This is a genomic window from Nocardiopsis dassonvillei (genome assembly GCF_964273065.1).
Classification (GTDB): domain Bacteria; phylum Actinomycetota; class Actinomycetes; order Streptosporangiales; family Streptosporangiaceae; genus Nocardiopsis; species Nocardiopsis dassonvillei_B.
The window spans coordinates 473592-492910 of the sequence record NZ_OZ186815.1; the positions used below are offsets into that span (position 1 = coordinate 473592).

The 19319-nt window shown below is 74.7% G+C and carries 20 protein-coding genes and 1 pseudogene; 9 read left to right on the forward strand and 12 right to left on the reverse strand.

The window, feature by feature from the left end; translation table 11 throughout:
* The first annotated feature begins 155 nt into the window (after nt 1-155).
* Nucleotides 156-1277, forward strand: a complete 1122-nt coding sequence (locus tag ACSUPR_RS02325) for a hypothetical protein (protein WP_436889115.1) — start codon at nt 156-158, stop codon at nt 1275-1277.
* 51 nt (nt 1278-1328) lie between these two features.
* Here ACSUPR_RS02325 and ACSUPR_RS02330 read toward each other — a convergent pair whose 3' ends face one another.
* The 4 genes from ACSUPR_RS02330 to ACSUPR_RS02345 form a co-directional block, all read right to left on the reverse strand.
* The gene (locus ACSUPR_RS02330) at nt 1329-1979 is read right to left on the reverse strand and encodes a LysE family translocator (protein ID WP_436889116.1); all 651 of its coding nucleotides are present in this window, start codon (nt 1977-1979) and stop codon (nt 1329-1331) included.
* A gap of 192 nt (nt 1980-2171) precedes the next feature.
* A complete protein-coding gene (locus tag ACSUPR_RS02335; RefSeq protein WP_436889118.1) occupies nt 2172-2753 on the reverse strand; it encodes a GNAT family N-acetyltransferase in 582 nt (193 codons plus the stop codon).
* Nucleotides 2750-3340 (reverse strand): DUF7691 family protein, encoded by a 591-nt coding sequence (locus ACSUPR_RS02340; protein ID WP_436889120.1) that lies wholly within the window; start codon nt 3338-3340, stop codon nt 2750-2752. The genes ACSUPR_RS02335 and ACSUPR_RS02340 overlap by 4 nt, the downstream gene beginning before the upstream one ends.
* A gap of 99 nt (nt 3341-3439) precedes the next feature.
* Entirely contained in the window at nt 3440-4036 is a 597-nt protein-coding gene (locus ACSUPR_RS02345) for a CGNR zinc finger domain-containing protein (RefSeq protein ID WP_436889123.1), read from the reverse strand.
* 83 nt (nt 4037-4119) lie between these two features.
* On the opposite strand from ACSUPR_RS02345, the gene ACSUPR_RS02350 reads away from it, so the two are divergent.
* The 4 genes from ACSUPR_RS02350 to ACSUPR_RS02365 all read left to right on the forward strand — a co-directional run bounded on the left by ACSUPR_RS02350 (nt 4120) and on the right by ACSUPR_RS02365 (nt 7315).
* The gene (locus ACSUPR_RS02350; protein WP_436889125.1) at nt 4120-5028 is read left to right on the forward strand and encodes an alpha/beta fold hydrolase; all 909 of its coding nucleotides are present in this window, start codon (nt 4120-4122) and stop codon (nt 5026-5028) included.
* A gap of 175 nt (nt 5029-5203) precedes the next feature.
* On the forward strand, nt 5204-5746 hold the full coding sequence (locus tag ACSUPR_RS02355) for a YciI family protein (protein WP_436889127.1): 543 nt from the start codon (nt 5204-5206) through the stop codon (nt 5744-5746).
* A 162-nt stretch (nt 5747-5908) separates the two neighbouring features.
* Complete coding sequence (locus tag ACSUPR_RS02360; protein ID WP_436889129.1) at nt 5909-6298, forward strand: VOC family protein; 390 nt, start codon at nt 5909-5911, stop codon at nt 6296-6298.
* A gap of 243 nt (nt 6299-6541) precedes the next feature.
* Nucleotides 6542-7315 (forward strand): DUF899 family protein, encoded by a 774-nt coding sequence (locus ACSUPR_RS02365; RefSeq protein WP_436889131.1) that lies wholly within the window; start codon nt 6542-6544, stop codon nt 7313-7315.
* Between the two features lie 64 nt (nt 7316-7379).
* Here the strand turns inward: ACSUPR_RS02365 and ACSUPR_RS02370 are convergent, their stop codons facing one another.
* On the reverse strand, nt 7380-7928 hold the full coding sequence (locus tag ACSUPR_RS02370) for a DUF1062 domain-containing protein (RefSeq protein WP_436889133.1): 549 nt from the start codon (nt 7926-7928) through the stop codon (nt 7380-7382).
* 251 nt (nt 7929-8179) lie between these two features.
* Here ACSUPR_RS02370 and ACSUPR_RS02375 point away from each other — a divergent pair, with 251 nt between their 5' ends.
* Nucleotides 8180-9190: a hypothetical protein gene (locus ACSUPR_RS02375; protein WP_436889134.1), complete on the forward strand. Its 1011-nt coding sequence runs from the start codon at nt 8180-8182 to the stop codon at nt 9188-9190.
* A gap of 33 nt (nt 9191-9223) precedes the next feature.
* On the opposite strand, the gene ACSUPR_RS02380 is transcribed toward ACSUPR_RS02375, so the two are convergent.
* The 3 genes from ACSUPR_RS02380 to ACSUPR_RS02390 all read right to left on the reverse strand — a co-directional run bounded on the left by ACSUPR_RS02380 (nt 9224) and on the right by ACSUPR_RS02390 (nt 12364).
* Nucleotides 9224-9742, reverse strand: a complete 519-nt coding sequence (locus ACSUPR_RS02380; protein WP_436889136.1) for a hypothetical protein — start codon at nt 9740-9742, stop codon at nt 9224-9226.
* 363 nt (nt 9743-10105) lie between these two features.
* A complete protein-coding gene (locus tag ACSUPR_RS02385; protein ID WP_436889137.1) occupies nt 10106-11302 on the reverse strand; it encodes an erythromycin esterase family protein in 1197 nt (398 codons plus the stop codon).
* 87 nt (nt 11303-11389) lie between these two features.
* Nucleotides 11390-12364 (reverse strand): DUF2207 domain-containing protein, encoded by a 975-nt coding sequence (locus ACSUPR_RS02390; RefSeq protein ID WP_436889138.1) that lies wholly within the window; start codon nt 12362-12364, stop codon nt 11390-11392.
* 112 nt (nt 12365-12476) lie between these two features.
* On the opposite strand from ACSUPR_RS02390, the gene ACSUPR_RS02395 reads away from it, so the two are divergent.
* On the forward strand, nt 12477-12881 hold the full coding sequence (locus tag ACSUPR_RS02395; RefSeq protein WP_436889140.1) for a hypothetical protein: 405 nt from the start codon (nt 12477-12479) through the stop codon (nt 12879-12881).
* A gap of 102 nt (nt 12882-12983) precedes the next feature.
* A complete protein-coding gene (locus tag ACSUPR_RS02400; protein ID WP_436889141.1) occupies nt 12984-14174 on the forward strand; it encodes an NAD(P)/FAD-dependent oxidoreductase in 1191 nt (396 codons plus the stop codon).
* Between the two features lie 206 nt (nt 14175-14380).
* Here ACSUPR_RS02400 and ACSUPR_RS02405 read toward each other — a convergent pair whose 3' ends face one another.
* Both ACSUPR_RS02405 and ACSUPR_RS02410 read right to left on the reverse strand, forming a co-directional pair.
* Nucleotides 14381-16600, reverse strand: coding sequence for a molybdopterin-dependent oxidoreductase (locus ACSUPR_RS02405; RefSeq protein WP_436889143.1), 2220 nt, complete (start codon nt 16598-16600; stop codon nt 14381-14383).
* A 174-nt stretch (nt 16601-16774) separates the two neighbouring features.
* A complete protein-coding gene (locus ACSUPR_RS02410; RefSeq protein WP_436889145.1) occupies nt 16775-17287 on the reverse strand; it encodes an NUDIX domain-containing protein in 513 nt (170 codons plus the stop codon).
* 152 nt (nt 17288-17439) lie between these two features.
* On the opposite strand from ACSUPR_RS02410, the pseudogene ACSUPR_RS02415 reads away from it, so the two are divergent.
* A pseudogene (locus ACSUPR_RS02415) lies at nt 17440-17595 on the forward strand (hypothetical protein); the annotation flags it as partial.
* Nucleotides 17596-17721: 126 nt separating this feature from the next.
* On the opposite strand, the gene ACSUPR_RS02420 reads toward ACSUPR_RS02415, so the two are convergent.
* Together ACSUPR_RS02420 and ACSUPR_RS02425 are read right to left on the reverse strand one after the other, a co-directional pair.
* Nucleotides 17722-18774 carry a serine hydrolase domain-containing protein gene (locus ACSUPR_RS02420; protein WP_436889146.1) on the reverse strand — a complete coding sequence of 351 codons (1053 nt, stop codon included), beginning with the start codon at nt 18772-18774 and terminating at the stop codon, nt 17722-17724.
* Complete coding sequence (locus tag ACSUPR_RS02425; RefSeq protein WP_436889148.1) at nt 18771-19319, reverse strand: PadR family transcriptional regulator; 549 nt, start codon at nt 19317-19319, stop codon at nt 18771-18773. Before ACSUPR_RS02425 ends, ACSUPR_RS02420 begins: the two co-directional genes overlap by 4 nt.

The following is a 19319-nucleotide window of genomic DNA, read 5'->3' on the forward strand; positions in this document are numbered from 1 at the left end:
ACGGCCCCGCGGCCCGGGCTCCCCGGGCGCGGGGCCGTCGCCGTACCGGGCTCCCCCGTCCGGGGGAGGCGTCTCCCCCACCGAGGTGAGGACCGGGCCCGGGGTGCCCCGACAGGCTTGGGGAGAAGACACCGAGAGCCCCTGAGGAGCCCGCCGTGAACACTCCAGCACCCCCCGCCACTCCCCCGGCCGTACCCGCCGCGCGGACGGCGCCGATCACCTGGGCCGTGCTGGCCTGGTCGGCGGTGGCCCTCGCCCTGGGCCTGGGCCAGGTCGCCGGCCTGCTGCCGGCGGCGGTCCCCGCCGAGGACGGGTTCGGGTCCCTGTACGGGCGCTGGGGCACCGGCACGGCAGCCTGGCTCACCCTGGCGCTGGGGGCCGCGGGCGGCGTGTGCGCCGTACTGATGATGCGCCCGGGCCGCGGCGGCCGCGCGGTGGCCTACACCGCCTGGGGGCTGTCGGCGGCCGCGGTGGTGCTGTTCGTCACCGGGAGCCTGCTGGCCTTCATGGGGTACACGATGATCATGCCGGTGGCGGCCTGGATCGTGCCCGGCCTGACCGCGCTGTGGGTGGCGGAGCTCGTCAAGCCCGAGACCCTGGGCCTGCTGTTCTTCACCGCGGGTGCGGCGCTGTGGGCGGTGGCGGGGCTGTCGGCCCTGCGGGCCGCGCGCGGAGCCTGCCCGCACTGCGGTCGCGCCCTCGGCTGGACGCCCCACACCGAGCACGCGACCCGGGTGGGGGCGCTGCGGGTGGGCCGGATCGCGGTCCTGGTCGCCTGCCTGAGCTCCCTGATGTACCCGGCGCTGCGCTTCCCCTGGCTGTTCGGGGTCGCCCCGGGCATGGGCGCCGACTTCTCCGACGAGCTCGCCGCGGACCCCGGGACCCTGGCCATCGGCCTGGGCCTGGGCACGGCGGCGGTGGTCGGCACCGTGCTGATGACGGGGCTGGTCCTGCGCTGGGGCGTGCGCTTCCCGTTCTGGACGGTCGGCCTGGTGGGCCGCCGGATCCCCGTGGCGCTGGCGGTGGTCCCGGCGTCGGTGGTGGCGGTGGCGCTGGTCGCGATGGGGCGCAGCATCATCGTGCAGATCGTCATGGGGCAGGACGGCCTGACCGTCGCCTCGGACCTGCACACCTGGGTGTTCCTGGGCATGGCGGTGTGGGGTGCGGCACTGGCGGTGGCCACGGCGGCCTACGCGGTGCGCCGCCGCGTCGAGTGCACCGAGTGCGGGCGCGGCCTGCCCGAGGCCGAGCCGCGCGACCTGCGCGCCCCGGCCTGACCGGTCCCCGGCCCCGGACCCCGTTCGCGGGGCCCGGGGCCTTCGCCGTCCTCAGCGGCCGTGCACGGCCATCCGCACCCCCAGGCCGACCAGCACGGTCCCGCTGACGGCGTCCGACCAGCGGCGGACGGCCGGGCGCCGGAACCAGGCCCCGGCGCGCCCGACCACGGCGGCCAGCGCCAGGTACAGGACGATCTCGACGGCGACCTGGAGCAGGGCCAGCAGTGCGGTGGTGGTGAACAGCGGCCGGTCCGCCGGGACGAACTGCGGGTAGAACGCGAGCATGAAGGCGGCGGCCTTGGGGTTGGCGAGCATCACCAGGGCCCCCTCCCCGAAGGCCCGCCACCAGGCCCGCCCGGGGTCCCGCGACGAGTGCGCGTCGACGGCCTCCGCCCCGGCGGGGGCTCCCGCGCGCCGGGCGGACAGCAACGCCTTCACCCCCAGGTAGAGCAGGAAGGCCGCGCCGACCACCCGCAGGACGAGGTAGGCGGTCTCGGAGGCGGCCACCACGGCGGCCAGGCCCGCGCCCACGCACAGCGCCCAGACGTACAGGCCCGCCTCCAGCCCCAGGACGGTGGGCACGGCGCCGGGCAGGCCCCGCAGCGCGGCCCGGCGCATGATCAGCACCATCGCGGGTCCGGGGGAGGCCGAGATCAGCACCACGGCGAGGAGGAACGCGGGCAGGGAGGTCACGAGGTCCATGGAGCCATACCAGCGCCTTCCGCCCCGCGGCACAATCCGGTCTCCCCACCGGGACCGTGTCGGGGGCCGGGTACGGCGGTTCCGAGGGCGCCTGCGGAGGGTGCCCCGAGGGCGCCGCACCGGGTCCGAGCCCGTCCAGGCCCGGCGGGACCGGTGCGGCGACCACGGCTCCCGCCCCGGGCGGCCGGCGGGTCAGGGGCGGGGGTCGTCGGCCAGGCGGGCGTACAGGTACAGGTCGCGGCGTTCGCCGCCGATCTCCTGCCACCGCCGCATCAGGCCCTCGCGGCGGAACCCGGCTCCCTCGGCCACCCGCAGCGAACCGGTGTTCCACGGCTCGATCGCCAGCTCCAGGCGGGGCACCCCGAGGGAGTCGTGCGCCCAGGCGGCGGCCAGGCGCAGGGCGCGGGCGGCGGCGCCGCGCCGCCGGTGGGCGGGCGCCACCCAGTACCCGAGGGAGGCGCGGCCCTCGGCCGCGTCGCGCAGCGACAGCGTGAGGCCGCCGACACCCCGCCCGGTGCCGGCGTCGGCGATCACCAGGGGGACGCCGGTCCCGCGGGAGAGCACCAGTGCCCGGTCGCCGATGTAGCGGCGGGCGGCGGCCTCGTCGCAGGGGTCGGGGAGCGTGGTGACGCTGACGGTGTAGGGGTCGGCGGCCGCCGCCACGACCAGGGGCAGGTCGGCCTCCTCCCACGGCCGCAGCAGGAAGGGCGCGTGCCCCGCGGGGCGCGGTGGGAGTCCGGGCGCGCCCGCGGGTCCCCGCGGTGGGCCGGTCAACTGAAGAAGCCCGCCACGCCCCGGCCGGCGGCGTCCGCGGTCCGGCACCACCCCATGCAGGCCTCCACCGCCTGGAGCACGTAGGGGTCGAGCCCGGCCCTGTCGGTGTCGGTGGCGGACTCCCACTGCTCGAGCGCCTTGCGGCACCGCTCCGGGCTCCACTCGCCGTAGCAGGGCAGGAAGTCGGGCGCCGGGATCGGCTCGGGGGCGTGACCGAGGCCGAAGTCCTCCACGTCGACCGCGGTCACCCCCAGTGCCCGCATCCCCTCGCCGACGGTCTCCAGCCACCCGGCCCTCATCGGGGAGAAGTCGCTGTTGTCCAGGAAGCGCCCGTGGAACTCGCAGATCCACCTGTACGCGTAGCCGTACATGGTGCCCTGCTCCGGGTCGAAGGGCCCGCCCTCGATGACCGCGCGGATCGCTTCGCGGACCGGGAGGAGGTCCGGGCCGGCGAACTGGCCGTCGAAGTGCTCCAGCTGCCGCTTGAAGCGGCCGCCGATCATCCGCCGCAGCCTGTCGTCCTCGGAGGCCACGGAGCGGTGCAGGACGTCGAGGTCGACCACGTAGGCCGTCAGCGCGTAACTCATGGCGGAACGCTATCGGCCGCCGACGACATCGCGGACCGGTCCGGGTGCCGGCCGGTGTGCACGGGTGGAGCCCGCCGGCGGGCCGCGGGCCCTGCGGTGTCAGCCGTCGGAGGCGGGTGCGGTCCTGTGGCGGCGGTAGTAGCGGGCGACGCGGGTGCGGTTGCCGCAGCGGGCGGGCGAGCACCAGCGGCGCCGGGGGTGGGCGGGTAGGAAGAGCATGACGCAGTCCTGCGCCTCGCACCGCCTGATCGCGGCCGCCTTGGGCCCGGTGAGCAGGTCCGCGGCGGCCTCGGCGAACACCGCCGCCAGTACCGCCCCGGCCGGGCCGGTGCGGCGGGTCGCGGACGCCACCGCAGCGCCGTCCCAGCGCAGTTCCCGGACCGGCGGGGCGCCGCGCTGGGCGGCGTTGAGGCCGTTCAGCGCCTCCCGCGGCGGAGCGGTGCCCTCCATCAGCGCCAGCACCACGGCCTCGGTGTCGGCGCGGACCGCGTGCAGCGCGGCCAGGTCGGCGGGGGCGGGTGCCAGGGCCGGGCCCCGGGCCTCGGCGGGCAGCCGGTCCGCCTCCAGGGCCAGCCAGGAGGCCAGGCCCGGGAGGGTGCCGATCAGGTCCGTGCGGTGGCCGTCGGGGTCGGCTGGCCGGGTGTTGACCAGGTCCAGGGGCAGGGGTTCACCGGTGAGGGGTCCGCGCTCATCCATGGGCTAATGCTACATGCACCGATTGACGCGTTAGAGGCACAGGGGTAGAACTAATGCATCTTCTCCCCAAGGAGGCATGTGACATGTCCGCTCCGGCCGCACCCCGCACCGCTCCCCCGCCCCTCGCCCTCCCGGGCCGCACCGCCCACCGCCGCGTCACCGTCGACGGGACCGACGTCTTCTACCGCGAGTCCCTGCCCGAGACCGGGGAGGCCCCGACCCTGCTCCTCCTGCACGGCTTCCCGTCCGGATCGCACCAGTTCCGCCGCCTGATCGACGTGCTGGGGCGCCGGTACCGGCTGATCGCACCGGACTACCCGGGGTTCGGGCGCACCAGGGAACCGGAGGGGTTCGCCCCCACCTTCGACCGCCTGGCCGAGACCGTGGACGGGTTCACCGACGCGCTGGGGTTGGAGCGGTACGCGCTCTACATGTTCGACTTCGGGGCGCCGGTGGGGTTCCGCCACGCCCTGCGCCGCCCCGAACGGATCACGGGCCTGGTGGTGCAGAACGGCAACGCCTACGAGGAGGGGCTGTCGCCGGGTGCGCGGGACTTCATCGCCCTCACCCCCGACACGCCCGGCGCCGAGGAGACCGTCCTGGGGCTGCTCACCCGGGAGGGCGTCCGGAGCCAGTACGAGACGGGCGTGGCCGCCCCGGAGCTGGTCGACCCCGACGGCCCCCTGCTCGACGGGGTCTTCCTCGACCGGCCGGGACGCACCCGGGCCCAGCTCGCGCTGGCCTACGACTACAAGAGCAACGTCGCGGCCTACCCGGCCTGGCAGGCGTGGCTGCGCGAGCACCGGCCGCCGGTGCTCATCACCTGGGGCGCCCGTGACCCCTTCTTCCCCGAACCGGGCGCGTTGGCCTACCTGCGGGACGTTCCCGACGCCGAGCTGCACCTGTTCGACACCGGGCACTTCGCACTGGAGGACCACCTGCCGGACATCGCACCGCTGGTCGCGGACTTCCTCGACCGGCTCCCCGCCTGAGCGTGCCCGGGTTCCGTGCACTGCGGACCGGCGCACGGAACCCGGGCCGGTGCCGCCGACCCCCGGCACGGAAGGTGTCGGCGTCCTCACAGGTCACAGCGGTGGAGGCCGGTCCTTCCCGGTGAAGGCGGCCCGCCCCGGCCGGGACGGGTCGGCGCGGGTGGAGACTGGCCGCATGGAATTCTTCTGCTACCACCGCGACCGGCGGGGTTCCCTGGCGCTGCGCATGGAACTGCTGGAGGCGCACTGGTCGTACATGGACCGGTTCGCGGACGCGATGGTCGCCCGCGGTCCCGCCTTCGACGAGGACGGGGAGACGCCGGTCGGCAGCGTGCACATCGTGGACCTGCCGGACGCGGCGGCGGCCCGCGCGTTCGCCTTCGACGAACCGGGCTACCAGGCGGGGGCGTACCGGGACGTGCTGCTGCGCCGGTGGCGCAACCTGCTGGGGCGCACGATGTGGGAGTTCCCCGGCGACGGCGGTACCCGTTACCTGGTCCTGGGACTGGGCCCGGAGGGCACGGCCGGGGCCGCGGTGCCGGACGACCGGGACGCGCTGGTCGCCTACGGGCCGCTGCTGTCCGACGACGGCTCCCTGCGGGTGGGGACGGCGGCGCTGGTGCAGGCCCCGGACGCCGACGCCGCGCGGGCCGTGCTCGGCGGGGAGCGGTACGCCGAGGTGGAGGTCCGCGAGTGGGAGTTCGGCGGACGGCGCTGACCCGGGCCCCGGTCGGGGCCCGACGGCCGGGTCGCGCGGGCCCCCCACCTCCGGGGAGCGGCCCGCGGCTCCGGCGGCGGGGCCGGAAACCAATGGTGTGGGCGCACGGTTCTCGGGCAGGCTGGGGGCGGCGAAACCGCTACCTCACCGGGAGATGACGACATGGCCAGCAAATTCACCGAGCTCGCGATCGACTGCGCCGACCCCGCGGGGCTGTCCCGCTTCTGGTGCGAGGTCCTGGACTACGAGGTGCAGAGCGAGGAGGACGACTTCATCGTCATCGGCTCGCCCGCCGCACCCGAGGGCAGGGAGCGGCCCGGCCCGGTGCCGCCGGTGCTGACGTTCGCGCGCGTGCCCGAGGGCAAGACCGTCAAGAACAGGCTGCACATCGACGTCAACCCCACCGACCGGGAGCAGGCGCAGGAGGTCGAGCGCCTGATCGGACTGGGTGCCCGGCACGCCGACGTCGGCCAGGGCGACGAGGGCAGCTGGGTGGTGCTGGCCGACCCGGAGGGGAACGAGTTCTGCGTCCTGTCACGGCGCTGCCCCTGAGCCCCCGGACACGGCGCCCCGGAGGCGCCGTCCGCTCTCCCGCCCCGGCCTGACACCGCAGAGGTGACGGCCCGCCGACCGGCGGGCCGTCACCGGTCGGGGCGTCAGGTGTCTTCACACCACCACACGGGAAGTCATCCGAAAAGGCGCGCGCGGCCGCGATGAGTTCCGGACCGGGAGTGTGTCCACCATGGTGAACGACGCACGGTGCCGTACGGCATCCGACGAACCACGGAGGACACCATGCCGACCGCTCCCGACACCACCCCGTCCGGCCGCCCTCCGGTCGTGGACACGGCCGCCTGGCGGGCCGCCCGCGACGAGCTCCTCGTCCGGGAGAAGGCCCACACCCGCGAGGGGGACGCCATCGCCGCGGCCCGCCGCCGGCTGCCCATGGTCGAGTTCGACGGCACCGTCGAGGTCACCGGCGCCGACGGCCCCGTCCCGTTCCTGGACCTGTTCCAGGGCCGCGAGGAACTCGCGGTGTACAAGCACATGTGGTGGGACGGCGCTCCCCACCAGGGCCAGTGCGAGGGCTGCACCTTCGTGGCCTGGCACCTCCAGGACGCCTCCTACCTCAACGCCCGCGGCGTCTCCTTCGCCGTCCTGACCGCCGGGGCCTGGGACGAGGTGGCGCCCTTCGTCGGTTTCATGGGCTACACCGTGCCCTGGTACTCGGTGCGCGGCCTGGACGAGCCGGTCGGCGGCGAGATGGGGTACCTCTCCTCGTTCCTGCGCGACGGCGACCGCGTGTTCCTGACCTACTCCACGACGGGCCGGGGCACCGAGCGGGTCAACGGCTCCCTCGGCCTGCTCGACATGACCCCCTACGGCCGCGGCGAGGCCTGGGAGGACAAGCCCGAGGGGTGGCCCGGGGGGCGGGGCCCGTGCTGGTACTGGCGCACGGACGCGGACGGCAACGCCACCTGGGGGCCGACCGGACGCCCCGCGGCGCAGTGGTCCCGCCCCGGGGCGGGACCGGTGGAGACCCTCGGCCGTGACGGCCACTGCCACTGACCCCCCGCGATCCGGGACCGCCCGGGGCGGGGCACGGTCGCGCCGCGCCCCGCCCCGGGACGGCTCACAGCAGCAGGAAGGAGAAGTCCCGCTGAGTCCTGCGGTTCAGCGGGACGTCGGCCTTGGCCCTGCGCAGGACCTCGGCGCGGCTGACGCCCAGCCCCCGGGCGATGAGCCGTTCGGGGCGGACCGGTACGGGGTCGTCGAAGACGACCGTGACCTCAACCGGCCACGGCCCCTCCGGCACCGGGGGCGCCTGGAGCTCCCAGCACCCGTCCCAGTCGAGCGCGAACCGGTTGCGCCGCGCGATCAGCGGGTCGAAGAGGACACCGGGGACGAGGGAGGCCGCGTTGGCCGTGTACCCGGCCAGCAGGTCTGCGGGCAGGGAGCGGACCGGGACGCGGTCGTGGACGGTGATCTTGCCGGTCCGGTCACAGGACACGCAGTTGACCAGCAGCCAGACGTCCAGGAGCTTGCCGTTGGCGTTGACGCGGAACCTGCTGTCGCCGACCGTGGCGTGTTCCGAGGCGCAGTCCGCGCAGCGGAGGGCGAGCAGGGGCAGGCGGGTGCGCCGCACGGCCCAGGGCAGCGCGGAATGAAGGTGTGAGGACAAACCTGATCTCTCTTGGGACCTGAGGAAGAGCACGGGAAAGAGAGCCGACGGTGTCCGTCGGCGACCGATGCACAGGTGAATCTCAGGTCTAGAGAGCAGGGGGCGTCATGCGCGCGATGTCCTCACGTAGGCGGCCGGGGCAGGCCCAAGTTAGAGGAGCGCCGTCCGCAGGTGCAAACCCTTTTCCCCAAGGGGGAGCCGGGACGAACACCACCGGAGGGGGTATGGGAGGAAGAAAGAGGAGAGACCCCATGCAGCGCTCCCCCCGGCGCATCACCCCCTCCGTCCTTCGTCTCGGCCGCCGAGGCCTGTGGGCGGCCAGGACCGCGGCCGCCCACGGTCTCGGTGTGTGGGCGGCCCTCGCGCTGGTGCCCGCACTGCGGCTTCCAGGCCCCGTCTCCCAACAGGCACTCGTCGTGCTCGTCGCTGTCGGTGTGTTCATTCCGGCCTCGCTCCTGCTGACCAGGGTGAGCCGCAGGCCGCTGGTCGGGCTCGCGCAGCGCAACGACCAGTCCTTTTTCGATGACGCGGACGCCTGGTCCTCCCAGTCCGCCTGGGAGTTCTTCGCGCCGATACGCCGACGGTTCTACATAGGCCTCGCGCTCGTGGCGGTCAAGGCGCTCGCCGTCCTCGCCACCGTCGCGGCGGTCGCGACACTGGTCTGGGGCTGGTACGCCGTCACCGGTTCGCCGATACGGCCGCCCGGGGCGGGGCCGGCCCTCGCCGCCACCGCGCTGGCCGCGGCCGTATCGACGACCACGACCACGGCCCTGGCCGTGTTCACGAAGCGCGGAAGGGCGAGGGGGGCCGTACGGGCCACGGCCCAGTACGTCCTGTGCGCGGGCGCGGTGCCGCTGGTGACGCTGCTCGACGGTGTCCGGCTCGGCGAGGGGCCGCTGTGGCAGCAGGGTCTCCTGGTGCTCGCCTTGGCGGCGCTGTTCAACCTCACGGTGGGTTCCCTGCGACTGTCCCTGCCCGTACCCGGAGCGGTGTCGGCGATCCTCGTCGCTTCCAACGCGCTGCGGCTGTGGCTGGTCGCCTGGCTCAGTACCTGGATGGTGCTCACCCTGGAGATCGGCGGCACCGGCACGTTCCTCCTCGCGCTGGCGATCATCACCGCCGTGATGGCTCCGGCGCGTATCGCGGCGCGCATCGCCGACGCCCGCCGCGAGGCCCGACACGGCACGCCCCGCCACCACATGCCCCACGACCCGTTCTGGGAGCACCACCAGCACCACCAGCACCCCATGGGCGGCTTCTGAGGTTCGGCGACCACCCGCCCCGCGTCCGAACGGTCACTCCTGCCCGGACCGTTCGAACCAGTGGTGGTCGCGCAGGTCCCCATCGCCGAGGAAGAGGTACATGCGCAGCTCACCGGACCCCCGGTCCAGGCCGAACCCCCATGAGCGGTCCCGGGGGATCCTCGGGGAGCCGCCGGGCCGGTGGTGGGGCGAGTCCGGGGGCTGCTCCTCGAACCCGGTGGCCTCGGCCATGCGGAGCAGAACCTGAGGACCGGTGTTCTCGGTCTCGTACACCTCCCGGGTCCCCGAACCGGTCGCGGACCGGTCATCGCCCATGCCTATGTGGTTGTTGTGCAGCCAGGAGAGGTGGGCGGTCCCGTCCTGGTGGAAGGTGACCTCGCTGGTACGCACCTCCTGCCAGGCGCCCACCCGGGTGCCCACGACCTCCTCCTGCTCGGCCTCGCGGACCTGGGGCACAGGTGTGCACCACAGCACGAACGAGGACGGGCACCCCGCCCCCGCAGCGACGGCCGCCACCGCCGTCAGAGCCATCGCACGCGGGGACCACTCCATGACCCCGTCCCCTGGCCCGACACGACGACGCCTTCGCCCCCTCTGGCAGGCCGGTCGGCCGGGGGCGGACATACGAAAGCCCCGTACTCCGGGAGTTCGGAGTACGGGGCCCGGTGGTGCGGCGGGCCAGGCGCCGGGCCGCAGGGACACGGCCTCGTCCATGCGGGCGGAGCAGGCGCCGCCCGTGCGCGGTTTCCCGACCGCCGTCGGCGCCGTGGTGTGCCCGGCCGGGCGGGGCACAGGAAGTCCCCGCCCCGGCGGGGAAGTCGCCGATGCCGTCGGCGGGGTGCCGGTCGGCAGGGAGCACGGCGGCATCCTCCCGGCCGTGCCCGGCCCCCGCCGGGCGGGGACCGGGCACGGCCGCTAGCGGGCGTCCCCGGCGAACAGGAGGCCGTCGACGGCGGTCAGGTGTCCGGGGTCCAGGGGGGCGTACCCGAACCAGGGGGACACGCGGGCGGCGGGCGCCGTACCGTCCAGTGCGGTGGCCAGGGCGCGGGGGTCGACGACGCAGCTCTCCTGCGGGAGCGCGTACAGCAGCCCCTCGACGGTGTCCGCGGGCGGGGTGCCCACGCCGTGGTGGCGGATCGTGCCGACGGCCGTGGCCACGAAGGCGTACTCCCGCCCCAGGCGGGCGTCGGCGAGTGAGCCGGCGCTCCACCACTCCACCTGCCCCTGCCACATCCCCACCGTGCTGCGACCGCGCTGGAAGTGGCTGTTGTGGCCGCTCGCCAGCACGGGCCCCCGTTCGGCGAGGGCGAGCAGGTTGGCGGCCATCATCGCGTCCCGCACGCCCAGCAGCCGGGCCATGCGCCCGGGCGAGGTGTCGGCCATCCAGTAGTGGTAGCGCAGCAGTCCGGTGGCGGTGCGCCCGTGCAGCCGGGCCCGTTCCCACTCCTGTGGCGAGGACGTCGCGATCAGCTGCGGTGCCTGCTCGTCGAGCAGTGCCGCCAGGTCGTCGGCGAGCAGCCGCAGCCGGGCGGCGTCGTCCGAACGGCCCACCGACCGGGCGGGGTCCATCATCGCGGCGGGCTCGGTCCACCGCTCGTCGGAGCCGAGCAGCTCCTCGAGGGTGTCGGCGGTGCAGGGGAGCAGGTCGGCGTCCACCCGGGCGGCGAGGTGGCCGTGGAGGGCGGTCAGGGCCTGTCGGGGGCTCGCCGCTCCGCTGATCTCCAGCGGGCCGTCGAATCCGGCGAAGCGGACCTGTTCGGCGGCGGGCCGTCCCTCGTTGTGGGCGCGCATCCAGCGCACCAGTTCACGGTTGCCCGGGAAGGCGCCCCATCCGTGGCCGAATCCGCGCTCCATGACGTCGTCCGGGGTGCCCGCACCCGAGACGACGTGGTCGTCCACGACCGTTGCCGACAGGCAGTCGCTCTCGATCGCGATCGTCCGGTAGCCCTCCTGCTCGACGAGTTGCCGGAAGAGGTCGTTGCGCAGGCGGAGGAGGGTGTCCTCGCCGTGGACGGGCTCGCCCAGGGCGAGCAGCCGCGGGCGTCCCTGGAGCAGGCCCATGACGGCGCACGCCCCGACGGCATGGACGGTGTCCTTGATGTCGATAGCCATGGCTTCAACGCTATCTTTGAAACTTCGGTTGAGACTTTTCGGCGAGAGGGCCAGGATTCAGACAGGAAACCCTCGAACCGGTATTGCTCAGTCGCCCCCGCCTCCTCCCCCTCCGTCGCCCGCGCCGCCGGAGGAACCTCCCCCCGCGTACCCGCCTCCGCCGTAGTAGTGGCCGCCGCCCGCACCACCGCGGGAGGACCTTCCCGGCCTGAGGACGAGAAAGCCCAGGACGGCGAGGATGCCCAGCGTGAACCACACCCCGGCGGGCGGCCCCGCGCCCTCCCGCTCCGGCTCGGGCTCCGGCTCGGGAAGTGCGACGTCCTGTGGGGAGAGGGTGAGGTCGATGCTCATCGCCTGCCCCGGTTCGACCAGGTCCTGGGTGAACTCCATGGTGTCGCCGACCTCACCGGTCGAGGTGCAGGCGTCCCGGGAGCCCTCCGGGCCGGCGTGGCAGGAGGCCGCTCGCGGTTCGCCCGGCAGCTCCGCCCGGGCGGTGACGTCGCGGACGGGGACCGTCCACTCGGTCCCCACGACGTTGAAGAAGAGCCGCGGGTCGCCCTGGTCGCCCGGAACCACCAGGTTCCGGTAGGCGTACTCGATCTCGAAGGTGCGGGTCCCGCCGAGCGGGTGGTCGGGGTCGCCGATGGTGACCTCGGTCCAGGCGCCGTCGCGGGCGACCTCCACGGGTCCCGCGTCGCCGTCGTCGGTCACCCGGACGTCCTCCAGGCCCAGGTCGCGCACCGGGGAGTCGGCCACGGTGCCGGTGTGCGGCAGACGGCGCACGGCCGGGGCGCCGTCGTCGGCGAAATCGTAGGTGAGGCGCTCGGTGACGCGGACGGTTCCGTCGGCACCGAGGCGGATCCGCGAGTGGAGCTCGGTCACCTCGCGTGTGGCGGCCGGTCCGGTCTCCTCCTTCGCGGTGCTTCGGATGTGGGCGGCGGCAGGGAGGAGCCCCGCGACGAGGACCAGGGCCGCGACCACGGTGGTGTGGGTGGCGTGGGTGAGCAGTGCGTCAACGGTGAGGCGGGCGGCTCGGCGGCCGCCCCGTCCCTTGGGGGTCATGTCCTCTGGGATGGGCGTTCCGGGGGCGGTGTTCCCGGGTCCGGTGGCCGGGTCGGGCCACCCGGCGGTGCGGGTGGCGGAACCGGTTCCGCCACCGTGCGAGGATCGCGGCATGATCTCCGTGGCCCGGATCGTCGCCCGCACCTCCGCTGCGGGCGCCATGCCCCTGCTGACCCTTGACGAGTTCTTCGACGGCAACGACGACGAGGAGTGCATCGCCCCCAACCAGTGGGGGTACGGCCGCCCTCCGCTGTCGGTCCTGGTCGGATGCCTGCGCGGGATCGAGAGCCGCGGCGACGTGGCGTGGGTGCGGGTCCAGCCCCACCCCGAGACCGTCGAGCTGGAGCAGCTGTCGGCGGAGGCCGTCGCGGTGTGCACCGCGGCCGACGAGGAGACCTGCACCGCCTGGGTCGAGGGCCTGGAATCGAGCGGTGTCGTCTCCGGCCTGGTGGACGGGTACCTGGACGTTCCGCCGGTGCCGCGGGGCATGTCCGTGTGGTCGGTGGTCTGGGACTGAGGACCCGCCCCCGTGACCCGTTCCGTGTGTGATCCTCCCGGGTGTCACAGCGGCCGGGAGCGCGGTGTCTCGTGGTCGACCCCTGGAAACGGAGGAGACACCATGAGTGAGAGAACCCGGGTCGTCGTCATCGGCGGCGGGTATGCGGGCGTCATGGCCGCCAACCGGCTGACGCAGCGCGACGACGTCGCCGTCACCCTGGTCAACCCGCGCCCGGACTTCGTCCAGCGCATCCGCCTGCACCAGCTGGTGGGCGGGTCCCACGACGCCGTCACCGATCTGGACGGGCTCCTGGCCGAACGCGTCGAACCGGTCGTCGGCACCGCCGAGCGGATCGACACGGCCGGGCGCACCGTCGGGCTGGCGGGCGGCGGCACGATCGGCTACGACCGCCTCGTCTACGCGGTGGGCAGCGCCGGCGCCGCCCCGGACGTCCCCGGGGCGGCCGAGCACGCCTTCCCCGTGGCCACCCTGGAGGAGGCCCGCGAACTGCGGAGCGCCCTCGACGACACCCCTCTGTCGGCCCCGGTGGTCGTCGTCGGCTCGGGCCCGACCGGCATGGAGGTCGCGGCCGAACTCGCCGAGGAGGGCCGCCCCGTGACCCTGGTCTGCGGCGGTGTGCTCGGCCCCTACCTGCACCCCCGGGTGCGGCCCGCGGCCTCGGCGCGGCTGACCGGACTCGGCGTGAGCGTGGTCGAGGGCCCCCGGACCAAGGTGACCGCCGTGGCCGCGGAGGGCGTCCGGCTCGCCGACGGCCGTGAACTGTCCGGTGCGGTCACCGTGTGGACCGCCGGGTTCGGCCTGCCCGACCTGGCGGCCCGCAGCGGCCTGAGCACCGACCCCGAGGGGCGCCTGCTCACCGACGAGACGCTGACGAGCGTCGACGACGCGCGCATCGTCGCGGCCGGGGACTGCGCCGCACCCTCCGGTATGCCGCTGCGGATGAGCTGCCAGTCCGCGATCCCGCTGGGCGCCCATGCGGCCGACACGGTGCTGGCGCACATGGCGGGCCGGGAGCCCGCGCCGATCGAGATCGGGTTCTTCGGCCAGTGCATCGGCCTGGGCGGCCGCGCCGCGGTGCTGCAGCTCGCCTCCAGGGACGACGTCGCCAACAGGTACCACATCGGCGGCCGGCTCGCCGCGGGGATCAAGGCGAGCGCGCTGAAGAACCTGACGAAGTACCTGGTGGACGAGGCGCGCAAGCCCGGCTCCTACTCCTGGATGTTCAGGGACGGCAGGCGCCGGGAGCGGGTGGCGGCCGCCGAACGCGGCGCCTCCCCGGTCCGCGGCTGACCGGCCCGCCCGCGGCCCTTCCCCGCTCCCGGATTCCCGTCCGCGGCCGGGAATCCGGGTGGTGGCGCCCACCCGGAGTCCCGGCCGCGGACGGGGCGGACGCACGGTCCACCGCTCGGCTGCCCTCGACCGGAGGCCTTCCATGGCGGAGCACACCGCCGAAGAACTCACCGGCTCGGGCGCGCTGACCGGCCGGGCCCGGCCGGTCAGCCGTGGGGCAGCACCGCGACGGGGACGCCGTTGAGGACCGCGTTGCCCGAGAGCGGATCCACCACCGAGGGGTCGGTGACGGCGTTGACGTTGACCCCCGGGTTCTGCGCGGCGACCGTCATACGGGTGCCGGGCAGGCCGTGTCCCCAGCCGTGCGGCAGGCTCACGACGCCGGGAGCGACGGTGTCGGTGAGCTCCACGGGGGCGTTCACCTCGCCGGAGGCGCTGCGCACGGTGGCCTCGGCTCCCTCGGACAGGCCCAGGCGGTCGGCGTCGTCGGGATGGACGTGCAGGGTGCAGGTGTTGCTGCCGCCGGTGAGCCGGGGGACGTTGTGCGACCAGCTGTTGTTCGAGCGCAGGTGGCGGCGGCCCACGAGCACCAGGGAGTGGCGGCGCACGGACAGGCCCTCGCTCAGGCGGGCGACGTCCTCGGCCAGGGGCGCGGGGCAGGCCTCGATGCGGCCGGAGGCGGTGGACAGGATCTCGGGGACGCGGGGGTCCAGCGGTCCCAGGTCGACGCCGTGCGGCGCGTCCAGCAGGCTCTGGAGGGTGAGGCCGTCGGGGCGGGCGCCGAAGGCATCGCCGTAGGAGCCCAGGCGCAGGAGCAGGTCGATCCGGCGTTCGGGCCAGGTGCCCGGGTACAGGGCCGCGGTCAGCTCGGCGGGGTCGCGTCCGTACACGGACGAGTCGGGGTCGGCGACGGCACGGGCCAGGATCCTGGTGGTCTCGGCCTCGTCCACCGCGTCGGGGTCGGCGTCCGGCCCCTGGCCGGCGGCGATCTGCACGAGCCGGCGCAGGATGAGCGACTCGTCGGCCTCCCCCTCGCCCAGGGGCAGGGGCGCGGGAGAGTAGCGGACGGTGTTGCGCACCGCCAGTTCGGCGAAGGCGAGGTCGAAGTGGGGGGTGCGGCTGGGCGGCGCGGGCGGGAGGATGACGTGCGCGTGCCGCGTGGTCTCGTTGAGGTACGGGTCCACGCTCACCATGAACTCCAGGCCGGCCAGCTCCCGGTCCAGGCGGTCGCCGCCGGGGGTGGACAGCACCGGGTTCCCGGCCACGGTGACCAGGGCCCGCACCTGCCCGGCACCGGGGGTGGCGATCTCGTCGACGAGGGTCACCGCGGGCAGTTCGCCCTTGGCCTCGGGCAGGCCGCGCACGCGGCTGCTCCAGCGCCCGAGCCGGAAGGGGCGGCTGCGGCCGGCGCCGGCCGGCCGGTGGGCGGGTCGGGGGAAGAGGGCGCCGCCGGGGCGGTCGAGGTTTCCGGTGATCAGGTTGAGCACGTCCACGAGCCAGCTGGTGAGGGTTCCGAACTCGGCGGTGGTGGTGCCCACGCGGGCGTAGACGGCGGCGGTGGGCGCCGCGGCCAGGTCGCGGGCCATGGCGCGGATGCGGTCGGCGTCCACACCGCAGACCGGTGCGACGGCCTCGGGTGTGAACTCCTTCGCCAGGGCGCGGACCTCCGCGAGGCCCTCGACGTGTCCGGCCAGGGCTCCCGGGTCCGCGAGCTCCTCGGCGAAGAGGGTCTGTGCCATGGCGAAGAGCAGGTAGGCGTCGGTTCCGGGCCGGATGGGGACGTGTTCGTCGGCGAGGTCGGCGGTGCGGGTGCGCCGGGGGTCGACCACGACCAGGCGGCCGCCGCGGGCGCGCAGCGCCTTGAGCCGGCCGGGGAAGTCGGGTGCGGTGCACAGGCTGCCGTTGGACTCGACCGGGTTGGCGCCGAGCATGAGCAGGTGGTCGGTGCGGTCCAGGTCCGGGACGGGGATGGCGAACGGGTCGCCGAACATCAGCCCGCAGGAGACGTGTTTGGGCATCTGGTCGACGGTGCTGGCGCTGTAGACGTTGGTGGTGCCCAGGGTGCGTGCGAGCAGGCCCGAGTACAGCTGTCCGGCCAGGGTGTGCACGTTGGGGTTGCCCAGGTAGGCGGCGACCGCGTCGCGGCCGTGGCGGCGCACGACCCCGGAGAGTCCGGCGTCGACGGCGGCGAAGGCCTCGGGCCAGTCGACCTCGCGCCAGTGCCCGCCCTCGCGCACCATGGGGCGGCGCAGGCGGTCCGGGTCGTTGTCGAGGGCGGGCAGGGTCGCCCCCTTGGGGCAGACGAACCCCGCGCTGAACACGTCCTGGCGGTCGCCGCGGGCGGCGGTCACCCGCCCGGTGTCGATGGTGAGGGTGAGGCCGCAGGTGGCTTCGCACAGCGGACAGATCCGAAGTGCCGTTTCCATGGAGGCTCCCGTTGACATACCGCCCGGTCGGTTTGGCATGACACTATATCCGCGCGCACCACGTGTACAGGTCGGGGCCCACTCCGCTCCGCCGTCGACGCCCTCCCACAGCGGCCCGGGGCCCGGTCCGGGTACAGGACGTCGACCCTCCGACCGCACCGGCGCCGGGCGCGCTCAGTGTTCCGTGCCCGGCGCCGGGTATCCGTTCTCCAGGTACACCGTCTCCCCCGCCGCGGCCGCGGCCAGCCCCGCACGGACCCGGCGGGCGGTGTGCGGGGCCAGCAGGGCGCCCATGCGGTCGGGAGCCGCCCACATCCACCCCGACAGCTCCTCCGGGGGCAGGCGCGGTTCGGCCCCCGGGGGCAGGTCGGCGGTGAAGAGCCAGTGCAGCGCGGTGGTGCGCACGCCCTCGCCCGGCACCCAGTCCACGGCCACCAGGCGCCGGACCGCGGCCCGGACCCCGAGCTCCTCCTCCAGTTCCCGGCGGCAGGCCGCCAGCGGGGACTCGTCGCGTTCGATGATCCCGCCCGGCAGGCCCCAGGGCTGGTCGGGCCGGTAGGGGCGTTCCACCAGCAGGACCCCGCCCGCCGGGGAGAGGATCAGCGCCCCGGCCGCACCCCGGGTGGCGGGCAGTCCCGCGAAGAACCGCCGCTCCTCTTCCTCGTCCACCGCACCGCCGTCGCTCACGGCCCCGAGCCTAGACCACGGCCGGGCCGGGGGCCGCGGTCACCACGGCACCGGCCCCTCCGCGGCGAAGAACCCGCCCCGAGCGTGGCCGGGTCGGTCACGTCCGGGGTGACCGCGTGCGCGCCGCCGCCCGCCACCCCGACGACCCCGGGGTGGCGTCACCGGCGGGGGACCTCCGTGCCGGGAGTACGGGGGTTCGCCCGGCTGCGGGACGCCCACGACTCGAGCCCCGTCCCCGGGCTGCGAAGACCATGGACCACCCGCTGGTCGGGCCCCCGGCCCTGGGCTGCGGCGTCCTGGACGTCGCCGACCGGGACCGGCGGGTGGTCATCTGCACGGCCGGGACCGACTCCCCGCCGGAGGGTGCGCCGCGGCTGCTCCCGGTGGTGGGGACACAGCGCCCGGACACACCGGGCCGAGCGGGACCCGGGCGGTCAGAACCGGGCGACGAGCTGCGCCACCATGTTGTGCACCAGGGAGCGCGGTTCCATCTGGTTGACGGTGGCCGCCACGAAGAGGTCCCGCTCCGGCATGTGGAACAGGGCGTTGCCGAAGGCGCCGGCGTGGCCGACCATCGCCGGGACCGGTGTGAACGGCGACAGCACGCGGGGCACCCGGAACCGCATCATCCCGGTTCCGTAGTCGATGGGGGCCAGGCGTGAGAAGACCGGGTTCCAGTGCGCGGTCATCTCGGCCAGGTAGTGCTCCGGGAACAGCTTCCCGGCGGTGAACGCCCGCAGGAACCGCAGCTGGTCGGCGGCGGTGGAGACCACCGCGCCGTCGGGCGGGAAGGAGGCGATCGCCCTGGGGATGTGCAGGGCGCGGCGGCGGTGCAGGACCGGGGCGACCTCACCGTAGCGGTCCAGGGTGTCGGGGGTGAGCATCCAGGTGTCGTGCAGGCCGAGCGGTCCGGTGATCCGGGTGCGCAGGGCGGCCTCCTGGGTGTCGGAGGTGGCGGTCTCGATGATGCGCCCGACCAGCTGGTAGTTGGTGTCGCTGTAGTAGGCCCGGCCGGGGCTCCCCGGGGCGAAGGGGCTCGGCAGGCCGCGGGCCATGTCGATGAGCTCGTCGGAGGTCCAGGCGGCGTCGGCGCGCAGCATGTCGGCCAGGAAGGTGGTGCCGTCGGGGCGCTTCTGCTCGAAGTAGTCGGGGATGCCGGAGGTCTGCGCCAGCAGGTGGCGGACGGTGATGCGCGGGCCGTGGTCGCTGCCGCCGTGGGTGTTGAGGCCGCGCACCGCCTCCGGGCCGAGGATGTCGGCGGCGGGGGTGTCCAGGGTCAGCGCGCCCTCCTCGCGCAGCTGCATGACGACCGCGACGGTGTACAGCTTGGTGATGCTGGCGATGAAGTAGGGGCGGTCGGTGTCTCCGTGGCTCCAGGAGAACCCGGTGGAGGGCTGCTCGATGGCGGCGGCCAGGGCGGACACGGTGGGCTTGGCGGCGTAGCGGGCGGCGATGCGGTGCAGGCGGGCCGCGGAGGGCGGGCTCATGGGGTGATCCGTTCGAGTCGTCGTTCGGTCGCGTCGAGCCAGGCGAGCTCGGCGCGGGCGTGGGCGATGCCGTTGTCGAGGGCGGCCAGGCGCAGCGTGTAGCCGGTCTCGGTGACGCCCGCGGGCAGGGTGGCGGGGTCCGGGATCTCGATCGCCTCCAGTTCGGCCAGTTCCGCGGCGATCTCTCGGCGGCGGGCGTCGAGGAGTTCGCGGATGCGCTCTGGCGGCAGGCGGTCGGCGAAGAACACCCGGGCCAGGAAGGCGTCGCGGGTGGGCGGGGTCTTCAGGGGCGAGGCGAGCCAGCGGTCGAGTTCGGCCAGGCCCGCCTCGGTGGCGGTGTGCGGGTGCAGGTTGGGGCGGCCCTCCTGCACGACGGTGCCGCGGGACGCCAGTCCTTCCTCCACCAGCGCGGAGAGGGTGCGGTAGATCTGCGACTGGTCGGCGGTCCAGAAGTGGCCGACGCTGGAGTCGATGGCCTTCTTGAGGTCGTAGCCGCTCATGGGCTTGACGGACAGGATCCCGAGGATGGCGTGCCGCAGAGACAT

Coding starts and splice junctions, on each gene's coding strand:
- ACSUPR_RS02345 (WP_436889123.1), bottom strand. CDS start 4,036: ATGGATGAGCGCGGACCCCTCACCGGTGAACCCCTGCCCCTGGACCTG.
- ACSUPR_RS02405 (WP_436889143.1), bottom strand. CDS start 16,600: ATGGAAACGGCACTTCGGATCTGTCCGCTGTGCGAAGCCACCTGCGGC.
- ACSUPR_RS02385 (WP_436889137.1), bottom strand. CDS start 11,302: ATGGCTATCGACATCAAGGACACCGTCCATGCCGTCGGGGCGTGCGCC.
- ACSUPR_RS02365 (WP_436889131.1), top strand. CDS start 6,542: ATGCCGACCGCTCCCGACACCACCCCGTCCGGCCGCCCTCCGGTCGTG.
- ACSUPR_RS02350 (WP_436889125.1), top strand. CDS start 4,120: ATGTCCGCTCCGGCCGCACCCCGCACCGCTCCCCCGCCCCTCGCCCTC.
- ACSUPR_RS02330 (WP_436889116.1), bottom strand. CDS start 1,979: ATGGACCTCGTGACCTCCCTGCCCGCGTTCCTCCTCGCCGTGGTGCTG.
- ACSUPR_RS02390 (WP_436889138.1), bottom strand. CDS start 12,364: ATGACCCCCAAGGGACGGGGCGGCCGCCGAGCCGCCCGCCTCACCGTT.
- ACSUPR_RS02355 (WP_436889127.1), top strand. CDS start 5,204: ATGGAATTCTTCTGCTACCACCGCGACCGGCGGGGTTCCCTGGCGCTG.
- ACSUPR_RS02395 (WP_436889140.1), top strand. CDS start 12,477: ATGATCTCCGTGGCCCGGATCGTCGCCCGCACCTCCGCTGCGGGCGCC.
- ACSUPR_RS02425 (WP_436889148.1), bottom strand. CDS start 19,319: ATGTCTCTGCGGCACGCCATCCTCGGGATCCTGTCCGTCAAGCCCATG.
- ACSUPR_RS02420 (WP_436889146.1), bottom strand. CDS start 18,774: ATGAGCCCGCCCTCCGCGGCCCGCCTGCACCGCATCGCCGCCCGCTAC.
- ACSUPR_RS02360 (WP_436889129.1), top strand. CDS start 5,909: ATGGCCAGCAAATTCACCGAGCTCGCGATCGACTGCGCCGACCCCGCG.
- ACSUPR_RS02400 (WP_436889141.1), top strand. CDS start 12,984: ATGAGTGAGAGAACCCGGGTCGTCGTCATCGGCGGCGGGTATGCGGGC.
- ACSUPR_RS02340 (WP_436889120.1), bottom strand. CDS start 3,340: ATGAGTTACGCGCTGACGGCCTACGTGGTCGACCTCGACGTCCTGCAC.
- ACSUPR_RS02380 (WP_436889136.1), bottom strand. CDS start 9,742: ATGGAGTGGTCCCCGCGTGCGATGGCTCTGACGGCGGTGGCGGCCGTC.
- ACSUPR_RS02375 (WP_436889134.1), top strand. CDS start 8,180: ATGCAGCGCTCCCCCCGGCGCATCACCCCCTCCGTCCTTCGTCTCGGC.